This is a genomic window from Caulobacter radicis, from assembly GCF_003094615.1.
Lineage (GTDB): Bacteria > Pseudomonadota > Alphaproteobacteria > Caulobacterales > Caulobacteraceae > Caulobacter > Caulobacter radicis.
The window spans coordinates 531,072-546,542 of the sequence record NZ_QDKO01000009.1; the positions used below are offsets into that span (position 1 = coordinate 531,072).

The 15,471-nt window shown below is 69.1% G+C and carries 21 protein-coding genes and 1 pseudogene; 11 read left to right on the forward strand and 11 right to left on the reverse strand.

From position 1 onward, the window contains the following. Positions 1-159: 159 nt before the first annotated feature. The 6 genes and pseudogenes from DDF62_RS04695 to DDF62_RS26575 all read left to right on the forward strand — a co-directional run. Entirely contained in the window at positions 160-762 is a 603-nt protein-coding gene (locus DDF62_RS04695; RefSeq protein WP_116488018.1) for a hypothetical protein, read from the forward strand. A gap of 12 nt (positions 763-774) precedes the next feature. Then, positions 775-1,206: a hypothetical protein gene (locus DDF62_RS04700; RefSeq protein ID WP_116488019.1), complete on the forward strand. Its 432-nt coding sequence runs from the start codon at positions 775-777 to the stop codon at positions 1,204-1,206. Positions 1,207-1,354: 148 nt separating this feature from the next. Then, on the forward strand, positions 1,355-1,972 hold the full coding sequence (gene rpsD / locus DDF62_RS04705; RefSeq protein ID WP_101712483.1) for a 30S ribosomal protein S4: 618 nt from the start codon (positions 1,355-1,357) through the stop codon (positions 1,970-1,972). 367 nt (positions 1,973-2,339) lie between these two features. Beyond that, positions 2,340-2,705, forward strand: a complete 366-nt coding sequence (locus DDF62_RS04710; RefSeq protein WP_116488020.1) for a TFIIB-type zinc ribbon-containing protein — start codon at positions 2,340-2,342, stop codon at positions 2,703-2,705. 21 nt (positions 2,706-2,726) lie between these two features. Then, a complete protein-coding gene (htpX, locus tag DDF62_RS04715) occupies positions 2,727-3,659 on the forward strand; it encodes a zinc metalloprotease HtpX (RefSeq protein ID WP_116488021.1) in 933 nt (310 codons plus the stop codon). A 51-nt stretch (positions 3,660-3,710) separates the two neighbouring features. Next, positions 3,711-3,834, forward strand: a pseudogene (locus DDF62_RS26575) (hypothetical protein); the annotation flags it as partial. A 54-nt stretch (positions 3,835-3,888) separates the two neighbouring features. Here the strand turns inward: DDF62_RS26575 and DDF62_RS04720 are convergent. After that, the gene (locus DDF62_RS04720; RefSeq protein ID WP_425267012.1) at positions 3,889-5,184 is read right to left on the reverse strand and encodes a cation:proton antiporter; all 1,296 of its coding nucleotides are present in this window, start codon (positions 5,182-5,184) and stop codon (positions 3,889-3,891) included. 168 nt (positions 5,185-5,352) lie between these two features. Between DDF62_RS04720 and DDF62_RS04725 the strand changes: the two genes are divergently transcribed. After that, positions 5,353-6,528 carry a sialidase family protein gene (locus DDF62_RS04725; RefSeq protein WP_244286705.1) on the forward strand — a complete coding sequence of 392 codons (1,176 nt, stop codon included), beginning with the start codon at positions 5,353-5,355 and terminating at the stop codon, positions 6,526-6,528. Positions 6,529-6,537: 9 nt separating this feature from the next. Here the strand turns inward: DDF62_RS04725 and DDF62_RS04730 are convergent, their stop codons facing one another. Next, positions 6,538-6,969, reverse strand: coding sequence for a hypothetical protein (locus DDF62_RS04730; RefSeq protein WP_116488023.1), 432 nt, complete (start codon positions 6,967-6,969; stop codon positions 6,538-6,540). 95 nt (positions 6,970-7,064) lie between these two features. Beyond that, positions 7,065-7,547, reverse strand: coding sequence for an Lrp/AsnC family transcriptional regulator (locus DDF62_RS04735; protein ID WP_116488024.1), 483 nt, complete (start codon positions 7,545-7,547; stop codon positions 7,065-7,067). A gap of 84 nt (positions 7,548-7,631) precedes the next feature. Here DDF62_RS04735 and DDF62_RS04740 point away from each other — a divergent pair, with 84 nt between their 5' ends. Next, positions 7,632-8,546: an EamA family transporter gene (locus tag DDF62_RS04740; protein ID WP_116488025.1), complete on the forward strand. Its 915-nt coding sequence runs from the start codon at positions 7,632-7,634 to the stop codon at positions 8,544-8,546. Here DDF62_RS04740 and DDF62_RS04745 read toward each other — a convergent pair. Continuing rightward, entirely contained in the window at positions 8,543-9,685 is a 1,143-nt protein-coding gene (locus DDF62_RS04745; RefSeq protein WP_116488026.1) for a serine hydrolase domain-containing protein, read from the reverse strand. The two genes, DDF62_RS04740 and DDF62_RS04745, sit on opposite strands and share 4 nt — an antisense overlap. Positions 9,686-9,738: 53 nt before the next feature. Between DDF62_RS04745 and DDF62_RS04750 the strand changes: the two genes are divergently transcribed. Beyond that, positions 9,739-10,113 (forward strand): hypothetical protein, encoded by a 375-nt coding sequence (locus tag DDF62_RS04750; protein ID WP_116488027.1) that lies wholly within the window; start codon positions 9,739-9,741, stop codon positions 10,111-10,113. Positions 10,114-10,119: 6 nt separating this feature from the next. On the opposite strand, the gene DDF62_RS04755 is transcribed toward DDF62_RS04750, so the two are convergent. The 5 genes from DDF62_RS04755 to DDF62_RS04775 form a co-directional block, all read right to left on the reverse strand. Further along, entirely contained in the window at positions 10,120-10,395 is a 276-nt protein-coding gene (locus tag DDF62_RS04755; protein ID WP_133244890.1) for a hypothetical protein, read from the reverse strand. 79 nt (positions 10,396-10,474) lie between these two features. Then, a complete protein-coding gene (locus DDF62_RS04760) occupies positions 10,475-10,894 on the reverse strand; it encodes an acyl-CoA thioesterase (RefSeq protein ID WP_116488029.1) in 420 nt (139 codons plus the stop codon). Further along, positions 10,891-11,232, reverse strand: coding sequence for a Grx4 family monothiol glutaredoxin (gene grxD, locus DDF62_RS04765; protein ID WP_116488030.1), 342 nt, complete (start codon positions 11,230-11,232; stop codon positions 10,891-10,893). The genes DDF62_RS04760 and grxD overlap by 4 nt, the downstream gene beginning before the upstream one ends. 53 nt (positions 11,233-11,285) lie before the next feature. Next, a complete protein-coding gene (locus DDF62_RS04770; RefSeq protein ID WP_116488031.1) occupies positions 11,286-12,176 on the reverse strand; it encodes an aldo/keto reductase in 891 nt (296 codons plus the stop codon). A 6-nt stretch (positions 12,177-12,182) separates the two neighbouring features. Then, entirely contained in the window at positions 12,183-12,419 is a 237-nt protein-coding gene (locus DDF62_RS04775; RefSeq protein WP_101718828.1) for a BolA family protein, read from the reverse strand. 189 nt (positions 12,420-12,608) lie between these two features. Here DDF62_RS04775 and DDF62_RS04780 point away from each other — a divergent pair, with 189 nt between their 5' ends. After that, complete coding sequence (locus DDF62_RS04780; protein WP_116488032.1) at positions 12,609-13,526, forward strand: M20/M25/M40 family metallo-hydrolase; 918 nt, start codon at positions 12,609-12,611, stop codon at positions 13,524-13,526. Positions 13,527-13,725: 199 nt separating this feature from the next. On the opposite strand, the gene DDF62_RS04785 is transcribed toward DDF62_RS04780, so the two are convergent. Then, positions 13,726-13,917 carry a hypothetical protein gene (locus DDF62_RS04785; RefSeq protein WP_116488223.1) on the reverse strand — a complete coding sequence of 64 codons (192 nt, stop codon included), beginning with the start codon at positions 13,915-13,917 and terminating at the stop codon, positions 13,726-13,728. An 81-nt stretch (positions 13,918-13,998) separates the two neighbouring features. Then, positions 13,999-14,796, reverse strand: a complete 798-nt coding sequence (locus tag DDF62_RS04790) for an SDR family NAD(P)-dependent oxidoreductase (protein ID WP_116488033.1) — start codon at positions 14,794-14,796, stop codon at positions 13,999-14,001. Between the two features lie 125 nt (positions 14,797-14,921). Between DDF62_RS04790 and DDF62_RS04795 the strand changes: the two genes are divergently transcribed. Next, on the forward strand, positions 14,922-15,422 hold the full coding sequence (locus DDF62_RS04795; protein ID WP_116488034.1) for a winged helix-turn-helix transcriptional regulator: 501 nt from the start codon (positions 14,922-14,924) through the stop codon (positions 15,420-15,422). The last annotated feature ends 49 nt before the right edge of the window (positions 15,423-15,471 follow it).

The following is a 15,471-nucleotide window of genomic DNA, read 5'->3' on the forward strand; positions in this document are numbered from 1 at the left end:
GAGCCTGACGGGCGCGTCTTGGCGGCGCGCCCGCGCCGGTTGTAGGGTGACCGCATGACGACGTCGGCGACGCGGCAACCACCCGTGGGAAAGCAGCCACCGTCCTTGGGGACGAGGTGTCTTCGCCTCCTCGAGGCGATCGTCTGGCCGGCGCTGGCCTTGGTGCTGCTGGACTGGACCAGCCTGGCCGCGCCGCTCTGCCTGTTCGTCATCGGCGTCGCGATCGCCGCGCCCATAGGCAGGCCGTGGATCGACGAAGTCCCGCGCGCGGTCACGGCGGGGGCCAGTTGCGTCCTGTTCGTGGGCCTGACGTCCGGAGGGCTCACGACCGGTGGGAGCTGGCATCGAATCCTCGTGGTCTTCGCGCTTTGCCTGGCCGTGGCCAAGGCCGGCGGGTTCAGTTTCCATGCGCGTCCGCGCTGGGGCTGGATCGCCGTCGCCTTCGCCGCGACGCTGGCCCTGTTCGCGCTGGACCATCAGCGGGCGGCCGCGCAAGCCGCCTCGGAGATCCCGCTGGTGGCCGATAACCTGGCCGCCGCCGTCGCCGACGGCAGGACCGACGGGCAGGCGATCTACGCAGAACTGCTCGCCCACTTGCGCCAGCCTGACCGCCTTTGGTGGGTTTGGCCGGTTCTGCTCGCCGGGCTTTTGCCTGTCGGTCGCTTGGTCGCCTGGCATGGCCTGGCCTTCATCCGTCGCCGCGACGTCGGCCGGTCCCGCAAGGCCTGGTTCCCCCATCCGGCCAACCTGTCGTCGGAGTGAAGGGGAGGGCGCATGGCCAGCCGGTTCATGACGAAGTTCGAGGCCAGGCCGCTGTCGACGCCCAATCTCGCGCCGATGATCGGCGTGCTGCTGGCGCTGTTCGGCGGCGTGGCCGGCTTGTCCGGCGCGGCCGGGGCGACGACGCCGCTCGAACTGCCACCCATCGCCTCGATCTATTGCGGGCCCCCGCGCCACGCGACCGTGGCGGTGGTGCTGGCCGACGGATCCCTGACCCTCGACGGACGCCTGATCCGTCCTGACCAGTTGGACGCGGCGTTGGCAGGCTTGGCCGCCGCCGATCGAGACCTTTCCGTGTGGGCCCGCTCCGACGTCGACTACGGCTTCATCGCGCCGTTGGTCGCGGCCGCGGGCAGGGCTGGTGTCGGCGTCGAGCTGATCGACGAGCGATCCTACGCCGAGGCGCCCAACCGCACCGTCCGTTGACTCTCCGGCGCCCCTCCGTCATAAACCGCGCCTTCACGCCGCCGGCTCGCCGCGCGGCGCGATAGCTTCATGACGGATTGACCCGACGCCGCCGTTGAGATCGTCCTCCTTCCGGAGGTCCGGCCCGGATCGACATAAAGAGTGACCTATGTCCAAGCGCCATAGCGCCAAGTACAAGATCGACCGCCGTATGGGCGAGAACCTCTGGGGCCGGCCCAAATCGCCGGTCAACCAGCGGTCCTACGGCCCCGGCCAGCACGGCCAACGCCGCAAGCAGAAGGTTTCGGACTTCGGCCTGCAGCTGCGCGCCAAGCAAAAGCTGAAGGGCTACTACGGCAACCTGACCGAGAAGCAATTCTCGCGCACCTACGAGGAAGCCGCCCGCCGCAAGGGCAACACCTCGGAGAACCTGATCGCTCTGCTCGAATCGCGCCTGGACGCCATCGTCTACCGCGCCAAGTTCGTGCCGACCGTGTTCGCCGCCCGCCAGTTCGTGAACCACGGCCACGTGACCGTGAACGGCAAGCGCGTGAACATCCCGTCGTACCGCTGCAAGCCGGGCGACGTGATCGCGGTCCGCGAAAAGTCGCGCAACATGGCTCTCGTCCTGGAAGCCGTCGCCTCGAACGAGCGTGACTTCGCCGAGTACGTCTCGGTCGACGCCAAGGGCCTGTCGGCCACCTTCGTCCGCGCTCCGGAACTCTCGGAAGTTCCGTACCCGGTGAAGATGGAACCGAACCTCGTCGTCGAATTCTACGCTTCGTAAGACGCGTCGAACTCGCAAGAGATCGGAAAAGGCCCCGGAGCGATCCGGGGCCTTTTTTGTTCATGGCCCTCTCCCCGTGGGAGAGGTGTCGGCCCCCGGGTCCGGCCAAAGGCCGGCCCGAGGATAAACTCCGCCGACGGAGAGGGGAGGACCTGGCGCCCCTTGAAACCCTAAAACCCGCTCCTATCTCCAATGAGCGGGCCGGGCCCCTCTGGCGCAGCGTCTTCACCTCCCCTCTGAAGGACGCGCGTGATGTCGGACCGCATCGGGTGTTCTCGATGTCTGGGTCCGGGTGTCCCTCCCCCTCGTGCCGGATCCGACATCGGGAACCCCGTCTCCATTCTTGGACCAGGGACCCGAACGACCCATGCCTCTCCTGATGTGCCCCAACTGCGATGGCTCCATGCAGGCCGTGCAGCGCGCCGGCGTCGAGTTCGACATGTGCCCCAAGTGCCGGGGCGTGTGGCTTGATCGCGGCGAACTTGAAAAGCTGATGGCGATGGAGCGCGAGGACGCGCAAGGCGCCACGCCGCCGCCGCCGTCCGGTGCTTCGCCGTTCAACCGTCCGCAGCCGACTTATGAGCAGCGGCCCGAACCGCGCCGCTACGACGACAGCTGGCGCAGCGACCACAAGCGCCACGACGACCGCAAGCACTACGACCGCGACGACGACTATCGCCGTCACGGCCACCACAAGAAGAAGCGCTTCGATCTCTTCGACATCTTCGACTGACGATCCCCGCGCCAGAGGACCATGAACCAATTCAAGACCTTCGCCCTGCTGGCCGGCCTGACGGCCCTGTTCGTCGGGGCCGGCTACATGATCGGCGGCCCGACCGGCATGCTGATCGCCTTCGTGCTGGCCGCCGGCATGAACGTGTTCTCGTACTGGAACGCCGACAAGATCGTGCTGCGGGCCTACGGCGCCGTCGAGGTCGACGAGAGCCACCCCGAGCCGCTGGTCAGGAACTACGCCCGCGACGTGGCCGACCTGGCGCAGCGCGCCGGTCTGCCCATGCCGCGCGTCTGCATCATCGACAGCGACCAGCCCAACGCCTTCGCCACCGGCCGCAACCCGCAGAACGCCGCCGTGGCCGCCACCACGGGCCTGTTGGCCATGCTCGACCGCGACGAGATCCGCGGCGTCATGGCCCACGAACTGGCCCACGTGAAGAACCGCGACACCCTGACCATGACCGTGACGGCGACCATCGCCGGCGCGATCTCGGCCCTGGCCAACTTCGCCTTCTTCTTCGGCGGCTCTCGCGAGGACGATGAGCGGCCGGGCGGGATCATCGGGGCCATCGCCCTGGCCATCCTGGCGCCGATCGCCGCCATGCTGGTGCAGATGGCCATCAGCCGCTCGCGCGAGTACGAGGCCGACCGGGTGGGGGCGCAGATCGCCGGCGACAACCGGGGCCTGGCCCGCGCGCTGGAGAAGATCGACGCCTATGCCCGCGGCGGCGTGGTCAACCACGAGGCCGAGCGCAATCCGGCCACGGCGCACATGTTCATCATCAATCCGCTGGCCGGTCGCGGGGCTGACAACCTGTTCTCGACCCACCCGGCCACCCACAACCGCGTCGAGGCGCTGATGAAACTGGCGATCGGGCAGGGGACGCGTCAGCGGCTGGGGACGGCCGTGCCGACCAGTGGTCCGAGCCGCCAGCCGGGGCCCTGGAGCTAGGAACGAAGAAGGCGGCGGGGACATCCCCGCCGCCTTTTCTGTTGCCGATCAAAACACAGCCGTCATCCCGGCCGTAGCGAAGCGGAGAGCCGGGACCCAGGAGACTGGGCGCGGCGCTGGCGCTCCCGCCCACGCAGTCGCTACCGCTCTGCGCCGGCCCCTGGGTCCAGGATAAGCCTTGCGGGCTTTCCGGGATGACGGCCTTTAGTGACCTCAAGACGTGGAGCGTCTAGCGCGCCGTCGCCGGGGCGGTTCCGCGCGCCGGCTCATCGTCCTCGTCCTCGTTGAGGGCGCCCAGTTCGCCGCTCAGCCGCGCCTTGCGGCCATAGACGATCTCGAACAGCGGGCTGGCCATCAGCGTGGTGATGATGGCCATGACCACCAGCATCGAGAACAGGGCCGGGCCGATGATGCCCTTCTGCAGGCCGATGTTAATGATGATCAGCTCCATCAGGCCACGGGCGTTCATCAGGGCCCCGATGCCCATGGCCGTGGCGTTGTCCTGGCCGGTGAGGCGGGCGGCGGCCCAGCAGGCCAGGCCCTTGGCGGCGATCGAGCCGGCCAGGATGACCAGGGCGATGCCGGCCAGGGCCCAGCTGTTGACCATGGTCAGCTGGGTGTTGAGGCCCGAGAAGGTGAAGAACATCGGCACCAGCAGCGCCAGCGCGAACGGCTCCAGCTGCTTCTTCAGCTCGCGGGTCAGGAGGCCGCGCGGCATGGCCGCGCCGAGGATGAAGCCGCCAAACACCGAGTGCAGGCCGGCCGCGTCCATCGCCCAGGCGCTGAGCATGAACAGCACCACGATCACGCCCAGCAGCGTGGGGGTGACCTTGCCTTCGCGCTCGGCCCAGCGACCCAGCGGGGCCAGGAGCTTGGGGCCCACGGTCAGCATGAACAGGGCGAACAGGCCGCCGCCGATGATCGCCTTCAGGGCCACGGCCGCGCCGCCGCCCAGGCTGGCCAGAACGATGGCCAGCACCGTCCAGGCGCCGGCGTCGTCGATCGCGCCCGCCGACAACGACAGCGAGCCGAGCGGGGTCTTGGTCAGGCCGCGCTCCTGGATGATCCGGGCCAGCACCGGGAAGGCGGTGATCGAGATCGCCGCGCCCATGAACAGCGTGGCCTGGAAGGGCTGCACGCCCTTGCCGAACAGGTTCAGGCTCATCAGCCACGGCGTCAGCAGGATCGCCACCAGGAACGGCGCGGTCATGCCCGACAGCGACACGGCCATGGCGCTCTTGGCGTTGGCCTTGAAGTGGTCGCTGCGGAAGCCGACGCCGACCAGGAACATGTAGAGGCCAACGCCCAGCTGGGCGCCGACATAGAGGATCGACTTGGTCTCCTTGGGGAACAGCATGTGCTGGATGTCGGGCGCCAGGAGGCCCAGCAGCGATGGGCCCAGGATCACGCCGGCGATCATCTCGCCCACGACCTGCGGCTGGTCGAAGAACCGCTTCACCACCCAGCCCATCGCGCGGCAGGCCGCCACGATCACCGCCATCTGCAGGAAAAAGGCTACGCTCAACTCAGCCGTCGTCATGCGGCCGTCCCCCTTCGATACGCCGCGTGACGCGGTCGCGTTTCATCCCTGCGCCGACGCTAGCAGCGAACATGGTTCCGGACAACGTTGTCAGAATTGAATGTTACCGCTCACTGTGGAGGCTGGGCCAGAAGCATTCGCGTGGGAGGCCCGATGATGATCCGGAACCTGGCGGCGGCCGTCGCGGCCCTGGCCCTGACGGCGGGCGCGGCGCCCTACACCGTGGCCCCAGGCCTGTTCCGGGCGGGCGAGCCTGACCTGGGCCTGAAGCCCGCGCCGGGGACCGAAACCTTCACGGTCTTCGCGCCGACGGAAGGTTCCGACAAGTTCAGCAACGGCGTGGTGCTGATCCCCTTCAAGGGCCGCCTCTACTCCCAGTGGCAGAGCTCGGCCCGCGACGAGGACACAGCCGACACCTGGGTCGCCTACGCCGTCAGCGACGACGGCCGGACCTGGAGCGCGCCCAAGATGCTGGCGCCGGCCGGGCAGGGCGGGGTCATGCGCTCCAGCGGCGGCTGGTGGACGAACGGCGAGACGCTGGTCGCCTACGCCAATGTCTGGCCCGACGGCTTCCAGTCTGGTGCGGGCGGCTACGCCGAATACCGCACCAGCCGCGACGGCGTGACCTGGAGCCAGCCTCGGCGGGTGACAGGCGCCGACGGCGCGCCGGTCGAGGGCGTGATCGAGCAGGATCCGCACCTCGTCGACGGCCGGGTTATGACCGCCTTCCACCTGCGGCCGGGCATGATCGCCAAGCCGTTCTTCACCGACGACCCGCTGGGCGTCTCGGGCTGGACGGAGGGGCGGCTGGAAAGCCTGCCGCGCGACGCCTCGAACGCCGCGGCCGCGCACGAGCGTCGCCTCAGCCGCGAGATCGAGCCCAGCCTGTTCCGCCGCGCCGACGGCTGCGCGGTGATGGTGTTCCGCGACGAGGAACTGAGTTTTCGGCAACTGGCGTCGGAAAGCTGCGACCGGGGCGCCTCGTGGACGACGCCGGCCCTGACCGCCATGCCCGACGCCCGCGCCAAGCAGAGCGCCGGCAACCTGCCGGGCGGAACGGCCTATCTGGTCAACGCGCCCAACAGCGACCGGCCGCGCCTGCCGCTGGCGGTGACTCTGTCCGCCGACGGTCGGACCTTCGACCGAAGCTTTCGCCTGCGCGGCCAGGGCGACCTGCAGCCGCTGCGTTTCGAGGGCAAGTACAAGCGGCCGGGCTACCACTATCCCAAGAGCGTGGTGTGGAGCGGAGCGCTGTGGGTGGGCTACGCCGCCAACAAGGAGGACGTGCAGGTCACCCGCGTTCCGCTGCCGGCGCTGGAGGGCCGCTGAGATCGGGCGCTAAGGCAGCCTCACCGCGGTGGGCGGCGGAAACTCATCGAGCTGCCAGACCGACGCGCCGGACCGGTCGAGCATGTAGGGAGGCGGCTGGGTCCACTGCGGCTCGTAGCCGTGACTGAGGCGCTGCATCGGGGCCCGTGTCGGCGGCAAGGGGGGCTCATACACCCAACCGACGCGCACCCCGCAGGCCCGGAAGTCGGAGGCGCTGTCGGCGCGGCAGCGGAAGCCGTCGGCGGTCGCCTGGCAGTCGTCGACCCTGACGGCCGGCTTGAAGCAGGTTCCCTTGCGCTTGGCCGTGGCCTGGGCCTTGTCGGTGGCCAGGCGTATGGCTTCTTCCCGAGTGGGGGCCTTGGCCCAGTGCCAGCTCGACGCGACAGCGCCGCCGGCCGCCAGCGACACCGCCAGTCCGATCACGATGATCCGCGCCTTCATGTCGTGTCCTCCCGCGCTTCAGAGGATTTCGACAGGCGAGCTGGAAAGCGTCAACAATCTTCGCGGGCAATTGATGGTGCGTTCCACCTTTGGGGTCACTCCACCAGCGGCGCGCGCGAAGGATCCTGGCGCACGATCTCGCGTATGCCGACCAGGGTGGTGAACGAGCGCACCCGGCGGTCGTCGTTCAGCACCTCGTTGGTGAAGGCCTCGTAGGCCTCCATGGTCGGCACGGTGACCAGCAGGACGAAGTCGGTGCTGCCGGTGACGTGCCAGGCGCTGAGCACCTCCTTGCGCGCGGCCACCCCGGCGGCGAAGGCGTTGTAGATCGCGCTGCCCTCGCGCTCCATCTGCACCAGCACGTGCATGGTCAGGCCGGCGTTGAGGCGGGCGGGATCGACGATGGCCACGTCGGCGACGATCACGCCTTCCTTGCGCAGCCGCCGCAGCCGGCGCAGCACCGCGCTCTCGGAAAGCCCGACCTTCTCGGCCAGGCTGCGGGCCGGTTCCAGGTTGTCGCGGCGGACCAGTTCCAGCAGGCGACGGTCGAAGTTGTCGAGGGTGACGGATTTCGTCATCTGATCTACTCATATCGCCTGTTTTGGGCGGTATACGACGAATTTCGGCGAGAAGCGCCAGTCATCCGGTATTAGGTTGCGCCCATGTCCGCCGCCGCCATCCGCCGTCCCGCGCTCGACGCGCTGTTGCCCTATGCGGCCCTGTTCGGCGGCATGGTGACGCTGGCCGGCGGCACGTCGTTCGCCAAGACCCTGTTCCCGGCGGTGGGGGCCCAGGGCGTTTCGGCCTATCGCGTCGGTTTCGCGGCCGTGCTGCTGCTGCTGCTGTGGCGGCCTTGGCGGTTCCGCCTGACGCGCCAGGACCTCCTGGGCGTCGCCTTCTACGGCGCGGCGACCGGCGTGATGAACCTCTGTTTCTACATGTCGCTGCGGACCATCCCGCTGGGCGTGGCCATCGCCATCGAGTTCCTGGGCCCGCTGACCCTGTCGCTGCTGCATGCGCGCAAGGTCAGCCATTTCCTCTGCATCGGCCTGGCCGCCTTCGGCTTGCTGCTGCTGTTGCCGCTGAAGCTGGGCGGACCGGCGCTCGACCCGGTCGGCGTGGGCTTCGCCCTGGCGGCGGCCGTCTGCTGGGCGCTCTACATCATCGCCGGCAAGCGCATCGGCCACCTGCACGGCGGCCGCTCGGTGGCCATGGGCATGAGCGTGGCGGCGATGATCGTCGTGCCGTTCGGCGTCGTCTCGGCCGGCGCGGCCCTGCTCGATCCGCACCTGATGCTGCTGGGCCTGGTGGTCGCCATCTGTTCCAGCGCCGTGCCCTATTCGCTCGAGATGGTCGCCCTCAAGCGCATTCCCAAGCGCACCTTCGGCGTCATGCTCAGCGTCGAGCCGGCGATCGGCGCCATAGCCGGCCTGCTCGTCCTGTCCGAGCACCTGTCGATGCAGCAGTGGGCCGCCATCGCCTGCATCGTCGCGGCCTCGGCCGGCGCGATCCTGACCACCACGCCCGAGAACGCGGTGGTCGAGGATCCGGAAGAGCTGGAGCGTCCGGGCGCCTAAGGCGCCTCAACCGGCATCAGTCGGCTGTATTCCCAGGCCCAGGGCATGCCGGTCTCGCCCAGCGCGGCCTTGACCAGCGACGGGAAGATCCGCTGGCCGTCGCCGCTGTTGGTGAGGATCACCACGCAGCGCCGGCGCTTTTCGACGCAGACCATCATGTTGTCGGTGATGTCGTTGTGGCCGCCCTTGAAGAAGGCCCGGCCCTGCGGCCCCTCGAAGGCGACGACGCCGACGCCGGCCGCCAGCTTGATCCGGGCGTTGTCGGGGTTGGTCTCCTCGGTGAAGGTCGGGAATTCCGAGCGCGAGACGATCGGCAGCCCGCCGCGCGCGAACTCGGCGCGGGCCTTCTTCGACAGGCCCCAGCCGCCGGCCACGGCCGCCGCCAGCTTGCCCATGTCGTCGATGGTGGTGTCCAGCGAGCCGGCCGCCTTGACGCTGGACCGGTCGTCATGCGGCTGCCACTTGCCGCTCTCCTCGCGGCCGTCGGCGATGTCGGGAGCGAAGTCGTCGCGCCAGACCATGCCCGAGCGGCTCATGCCCAGCGGCTTGAAGAGGCGCCGGTCCATGTCCTCGCCGACCTTGATGCCGAGGCCCTGCTCGATGACGAACTGCATCAGGTTGATGCCTTCGCCGGAATAGGCGTAGCGGCTGCCGGGCTCGAACTTGATGTCCAGCTTCTCGTCGGGGTTCAGCCAGCGGAAGTTGGGAAAGCCCGCTGAGTGGCTGAGCAGGATGCGGGGCGTGATCTTCTTCCAGCGCTCGTCGCCGGCCAGGTCGGCATAGGCCTTGTAGTCGGGCAGGGGCTTGGGAAGGTAGGTCGCGATCGGCGTGTCGAGGTCGAGCCTGCCTTCGTCGACCAGCATCATGACGTAGTAGGCGAACACCGCCTTGGTGATCGAGGCGGCGTACATCACCGTCTGCGGCTGCAGGCGGTCGCCCTTCTCGTTGCGGACGCCCTGGGCCGTCACATGCGCGACCTTGCCGTCCTCGACCACGGCGACGGCCACGCCGGGGACCTTGCCCAGGGCCATCAGCCGGGCGACCTCGGCGTCCAGTTTCCTGTTCTCGGCATGCGCCGTCCCGGCGGCCAGACATAAGGCGGCGACCGTCGCCGCGCCCGCCAACGCTTTTCCAGACATTCCTTGAGGCCCCACGGTTGCGCGCTTACTCGCGCCGAGCGACCTTGGGGGCCATGGGCGTCTTTTTCAACCGCCGCTTGCTGCTGGCCGGGCTGCTGCTTTCAGGATGCGCGACCGTTCCGTCGCGCCCGCCGCGTCTGTTGCCGGGCGATCCGGAAAGGTTCGGTGAGCTCGAGCCGCTGACTTCCCTCAGAAGCGAGCACGAGGGCCTGGTGGTGGGCTTTCGGTCGCAAGGTTGCCTGCGCAAGGAGGACCTGCGGTTCTTCGTCGAGCAGAACGACGCGATACCCGACGTCGCCTTCGCGCGGCGGCGGCTGGAAACCTGCAAGGCGGCCGCGCCGGGCGAGGTGGAGATAAGGTTCGGCTGGGCGGAGCTGGGGATCGCGGCGGCGCCGGCGGTGCGGGTGCTCAATCCGGTGGGCCGCTGAGCCCCCTCACTTCGTCGCGATCGTAACCTTCGCGGGGAGCGGGCTTGCGGGGCTGGCGATAAGGCCGACCTTGTAGATGCCGCGATCCTGCAGCTGGCCCAGTACGCACATGACCTGGCTGTAGGCGGCGCCGGCGTCCGTCCTCAGCATGACCCGACCGTCGTCCTGGAGCGACAGCCAGGAGGCCGGCGCCTTGCAGGCGCTGGCGGCCGAGGTCAGGTCGGCGGGTTGCGCGGCGGCGGGGGCGCCAGCGAGGGCGGCGGCGGCGACAAAAGCGAGCAAGACAATCCTCCTGCGGTCGAACGCTATGTGGCGCGACTTGAGGTTGCGCGTCAACGCCCCCCTTCAGCCCTTCAGCCCTTCAGCCCTTCGGCGTGAAGCGCTCGACCATCCAGGGCAGCACGCGGGCGGGGCGCTTGGCGGCGATGTCGATCAGCACCCAGTCGGTGCGGCTCTGGGCGCACATCTCGCCGTCGGGGCCGTCGATGCGGACATAGCGCTCGAAGCGCGGCCCCTTCAGCTCGCCCACCCAGGTGTAGCCGGTAGCGATCTCGTGCGGCAGCAGCTCGCGGCGGTAGTCGATCTCGTGGCGGCGAGCGACCCAGCTCCAGGGAGCCCGTTCCTCTTCCGAGGCCCAGGCTTCCCAGTGCGCAATGGCCAGGTCCTGGGCCCAGCCCAGATAGACCACGTTGTTGACGTGGCCGTTGGCGTCGATGTCCGACGCCTTCGGCGCGAAGGTCAGGGGGAAGGCGTCGGCCGGCGGCGTGAAAAGCCGGCTCAAGCTTGGATGACGCCCTGCTCGATAAGGAACGACTTCAGCTCGCCCGACTGGAACATCTCGCGGACGATGTCGCTGCCGCCGACGAACTCGCCCTTCACGTAGAGCTGGGGAATGGTCGGCCAGTCGGTGAAGGTCTTGATGCCCTGGCGCAGCTCGTCGTCCTGCAGGACGTCGACGCCGACGAACTCGACGCCCAGGTGGTCGAGGATCTGCACAGCCACCGACGAGAAGCCGCAGCGCGGCTGGTCGGGCACGCCCTTCATGAACAGCACGACGGGGTGTTCGGCCACCGTCTTGGCGATGAATTCGAGGGCGGGGGAGGCGGCGACTTCGGTCATGGGGAGGAATTCCTTGGCGGTAACCCTTCAGCTAGGCGCCGGAAGGCCCCCGGTCAAGCGCGGCGCTTGGTTCCGGCGGCCTGTTCGGCCGAAAACCGCGCCATCTCGATCTGGGCGGCGCAGCCGGTCGGCAGGTCGCGCTCGACCACGGCGGCCAGGGCCTCGAGCTTGTCGCGCTTGGTGGTGATGATCTGCACCGTGGCCAGCGAGGGCTCGGTCAGGGCGTAGCCGAGGCAAAGCTCCTGGCCGGTCCAGCCGGTGGTGTTGTCGAGGAAGTCGTAGCCGCCGAGGTTGGTCAGCGGGTCGGTGCGGCGGCGCCACAGCGACGGCTTCTTGAAGATCGGCTTGGCCTCGCGCTCGCGGATGCTCTGCGGCCAGAAGTCCTCGCCGATCACGGCCACGTCGTGGGCCATGGCGTTGCGGATGCGGTGGCGGTCGGCCCAGCCGGACGACAGGTTGAACGGCGCGGCCAGGGCGTCGAACACACCGCCGGCCAGGTGCCGGTCCTGGCTCTCGCCGCGGCTGGCCAGGCCCAGAGAGCGGATCAGGCCCGACTGGCGCAGGCCCATCAGCGCGGCCATGGCCGTCGGCGGGAAGGCCGAGCCCGGGTCGTCGACCGTGATGAGGTCCACATAGGACAGGCCGCAGCGCTCGACGGCGGTGTCCACCAGGTCGTGGATCGCCTGGGCGCTGAGTAGCTCGCCGCCGCTGCGCAGGCGCCAGCCGACGAACAGCAGACGCCGCTCGATCGTGGTCAGCGACTCGCCCACGCCCTCCAGCAGGGCGTTGGACGAGCCGTGGACCTCGAAGCTGTTGATGCCCGCTTCCAGGGCCGTGAAGATCAGGTTGCGCCAGTCCTTGCCGCTCATGCGCGGGTGGTCGGCGAGCCGCAGCGTCACCGCCGAGATCGCCATGCCCGCCTTGCCGAAAGGACGATAGCGCAAGGTGCGTTACTCCGCCGGAGCCGCGGTTTCGAGCGCCAGGGCGTGCAGCTCGCCGCCCAGCACGTCGGCCAGGGCGCGGTTGACCATCTGGTGCTGCTTGACGCGGGTCAGGCCGCGGAAGGCGGGCGAGACGATGCGCGCCTTGTAGTGATCGCCGTCGCCGGCCAGGTCGGTCAGCACGATCTCGGAATCCGGAAAGGCCGCGTTCAGGCGGGCTTCGAGCACGTCGGGCGACATGGGCATGGGCGGATTCTCCGATCCTCGAAGGGGCTGTATGCCCCGTAAACCTTAAGATCGCGCATATGGCGGGCGTCGCGCCCGGAAGCAATCGTCGAGAGGCGGCGTGGTTGCGCAGGCAACGGCGTGGTGATCAAAACAGGCCAAGCCACGTTCCGTGACGGCGCAGACCGTGCGCGTGGGTAGGGAGTTCCGATGCGTTCGACGTTCGCGGCCAGCCTTCTGGCGACTTTTCTGACCAGCCTCGCCGCGCCCGCCCTGGCCGGTCCCGGCGACCAGGCCCTCGACGACGTGAAGATTCTGTCGGCCGACGCCATGCAGGGCCGCGCGCCGGGCACGCCGGGCTCGCAGCTGGCGCGGACCTACATCCTCGAACGCTTCAAGGGCATCGGCCTTGCGCCCATCGGCGAGGGCTTCGAGCAGCCGTTCCGCTTCACTCGCAAGGACGGCACGACGATCACCGGCGTCAACCTGGTGGCTCGCATCAAGGGGACGGCGCCCGACGGCAAGGCCCTGGTGGTCACCGCCCATTACGACCATGTCGGCGTGAAGAACGGCCAAGTCTACAACGGCGCCGACGACAACGCCTCGGGCGTGGCGGGCCTGCTGGCGGTGGCCGAGGCGTTCAGGGCCGATCCGCCCAAGCATGACGTGCTGATCGTGGCGCTCGACGCCGAGGAGGGCGGCCTGCGCGGCGCCAAGGCCTTCGTCGCACAGCCGCCGATCCCGCTGTCGGCCATCGGCCTGAACGTCAATTTCGACATGCTCAGCAAGAACGCCAAGGGCGAGCTCTACGCCGCCGGCGCTTCGCCGCAACCGGCCCTCAAGCCGATCCTCGAAGCCGTGGCCAAGACCGCGCCGGTCAGGCTGAAGCTCGGCCACGACACCGACGCCGACGGCAAGGACAACAACTGGACCAGCCAGTCCGACCACGGCGCCTTCGCCGAGAAGGGCGTGCCATGGGTCTATTTCGGGGTCGAGGACCACCCCGAATATCACCAGCCCACCGACGACTTCGAGACCATCCCTCAGCCCTTCTTCAAGGCCTCGGTGGCGACCGTCGTCCTGGCGACGCGGGCGTTCGACGAGCGGCTGGAGGAAGTGGGGCGTTAGGGCGGCTCGATCCTGGGATAGCGGACGGCTGAAAACGTCCCCACTCCGGCCCGTCCTCCCAGATGCTCCCCCTGAAGGGGGAGCTGTCGCGGAGCGACTGAGGGGGAAGGGATTGCTGATTTGGGGGATGCACTGACCTCATCAGGACCTTCCCCCTCCGGCCCTCTGGGCCACCTCCCCCTTCAGGGGGAGGATCTTCTCACTCCGCCTCGTCGTTGGCGGCTTCGACCTCGACGCCGAACACCTCGTCGATGATCTCCATGATCTCCTCGAGGTCGTCGAGCGTGACCTTGACGCGCATGGTCTGGTCGTCGTCGGCGGTGAGCGTCAGGAAGATGCCGTGCTCGGTCTCTTCCAGGATGAACTCGTCGAGATTGGCGATGACGGCCATGTTGCGCCTCCCGGGCTTCATAAGGGGGAGCGGCCGGCGGCGGCTTTCGTTCCGCGATCTTGCCGCCGCCGACACAGGGCTTCAGGCCACGCCGTAGCGGGGCGCGGGCCGGTCGCGCGACAGGTTGGGCGCCAGGTTCAACCGGGCCGCGTCATAGGCGGCGAAGTCGCCCGCCTCGGGCAGGGAGGGGATGGTCACCAGCTCGTCCTGGTCGAAGCCGGCCAGGGCCGCGTCGACGAGGTCGCCCACCTCCATCACCGTCGACGGATCCAGCGCGTCGACGCTGCCGCCCGAGCGGTCCCAGATCTCGGTGCGGGTGGCGCCGGGCAGCACCGCCTGCAGCTTGATCGCTTCGGGCAGCTGGCTGCGCAGCCCTTGGGTGAAGTAGGTCACATAGGCCTTGGTCGCGCCGTAGACCGGCGAGCGGAACTCGGGCAGCAGCCCCACCACCGACGAGATGTTGACGATGGCGCCGCGGCCGCGAGCGTTGAAGGCGCCGGCCGCCGCGTGGGCCAGGCGCGTCACCGACACCACGTTCAGCTGGATCAGGTTGTCGACCTTGTCGACGTCCTGGTCGACGAAGTCGCCGCCCAGCGCCGCGCCGGCGTTGTTGATCAGGATGTCGATGCTCGCGTCGTCGCGCAGGCGGGCCTCGACGCGGGACAGGTCGACGGCGTTGGTCAGGTCGGCCTGGAGGATGTCGACCTTGACGCCGGTCTCGCCGCGCAGGCGTTCGGCGAGGGCGGCCAGGCGCGCCGCGTCGCGGGCGACCAGCACCAGGTCGTGGCCGCGCCGGGCCAGGCGGTCGGCATAGGTGGCGCCGATGCCGGTGGAGGCGCCGGTGACCAGGGCCGCGCCGGGAAACTGCTTCTTGCTCATGTCTCGATCCCCTCGGGATGCTGGCCGCCACGCTCGTCGCGGCGGGGTGACTTGCAGATGGCTAGTGACTTTCGAATTGCAAGTGACTGGCTTTCATTTTGCTATCGACCGCCTATCTTCATCTCATGACCACGCGCGCCTTCGATCCCGGACAGTGCCCCGTCGGCCGCACGCTCGAACGCGTCGGCGACACCTGGAGCCTGATGATCCTGCGGGACGCCCTGCAGGGGCTGACCCGTTTCGACGCGTTCGAGAAGAGCCTCGGCGTGGCCCCCAACATCCTCACCAAGCGCCTGGCCGGACTAGTACAATCCGGCTTTCTCGAGCGGCGGCCCTATCAGGAGCGGCCGGTGCGCCACGAATACGTGCCGACGGCGCGGGGGCGGGACTTCGCGCCGGTGCTGACCGCGCTGCTGGCCTTCGGCAACCGCCACTTCGCGCAAGAGGGGATCGCCGGCCAGCTGGTCGACGTGGCCACGGGCGAGGCGGCGCAGCCGATCATGGTCGACGCCCGCAGCGGCCGGCCGATCGATGGCGAGGCCTTCACCTACGCGGCCGGCCCCGCCGCCGGCGAGGTGGTGCGCAACCGCGCAGCCCTGATCGAGGCCCGACGCGGGCGCGGTTGAGGCGATCGCGGCCAAGGTTGTCCACCGTTGCTGACCGCCTTGTCAGGCG

Coding starts and splice junctions, on each gene's coding strand:
- DDF62_RS04710 (WP_116488020.1), top strand. CDS start 2,340: ATGCCTCTCCTGATGTGCCCCAACTGCGATGGCTCCATGCAGGCCGTG.
- grxD (WP_116488030.1), bottom strand. CDS start 11,232: ATGACCGAAGTCGCCGCCTCCCCCGCCCTCGAATTCATCGCCAAGACG.
- rpsD (WP_101712483.1), top strand. CDS start 1,355: ATGTCCAAGCGCCATAGCGCCAAGTACAAGATCGACCGCCGTATGGGC.
- DDF62_RS04785 (WP_116488223.1), bottom strand. CDS start 13,917: ATGGCCGTCATCGCCAATCTCGACGAGTTCATCCTGGAAGAGACCGAG.
- DDF62_RS04750 (WP_116488027.1), top strand. CDS start 9,739: ATGGGCGTCTTTTTCAACCGCCGCTTGCTGCTGGCCGGGCTGCTGCTT.
- htpX (WP_116488021.1), top strand. CDS start 2,727: ATGAACCAATTCAAGACCTTCGCCCTGCTGGCCGGCCTGACGGCCCTG.
- DDF62_RS04730 (WP_116488023.1), bottom strand. CDS start 6,969: ATGAAGGCGCGGATCATCGTGATCGGACTGGCGGTGTCGCTGGCGGCC.
- DDF62_RS04795 (WP_116488034.1), top strand. CDS start 14,922: ATGACCACGCGCGCCTTCGATCCCGGACAGTGCCCCGTCGGCCGCACG.
- DDF62_RS04745 (WP_116488026.1), bottom strand. CDS start 9,685: ATGTCTGGAAAAGCGTTGGCGGGCGCGGCGACGGTCGCCGCCTTATGT.
- DDF62_RS04775 (WP_101718828.1), bottom strand. CDS start 12,419: ATGCCCATGTCGCCCGACGTGCTCGAAGCCCGCCTGAACGCGGCCTTT.
- DDF62_RS04780 (WP_116488032.1), top strand. CDS start 12,609: ATGCGTTCGACGTTCGCGGCCAGCCTTCTGGCGACTTTTCTGACCAGC.
- DDF62_RS04790 (WP_116488033.1), bottom strand. CDS start 14,796: ATGAGCAAGAAGCAGTTTCCCGGCGCGGCCCTGGTCACCGGCGCCTCC.
- DDF62_RS04725 (WP_244286705.1), top strand. CDS start 5,353: ATGATGATCCGGAACCTGGCGGCGGCCGTCGCGGCCCTGGCCCTGACG.
- DDF62_RS04740 (WP_116488025.1), top strand. CDS start 7,632: ATGTCCGCCGCCGCCATCCGCCGTCCCGCGCTCGACGCGCTGTTGCCC.
- DDF62_RS04700 (WP_116488019.1), top strand. CDS start 775: ATGGCCAGCCGGTTCATGACGAAGTTCGAGGCCAGGCCGCTGTCGACG.
- DDF62_RS04735 (WP_116488024.1), bottom strand. CDS start 7,547: ATGACGAAATCCGTCACCCTCGACAACTTCGACCGTCGCCTGCTGGAA.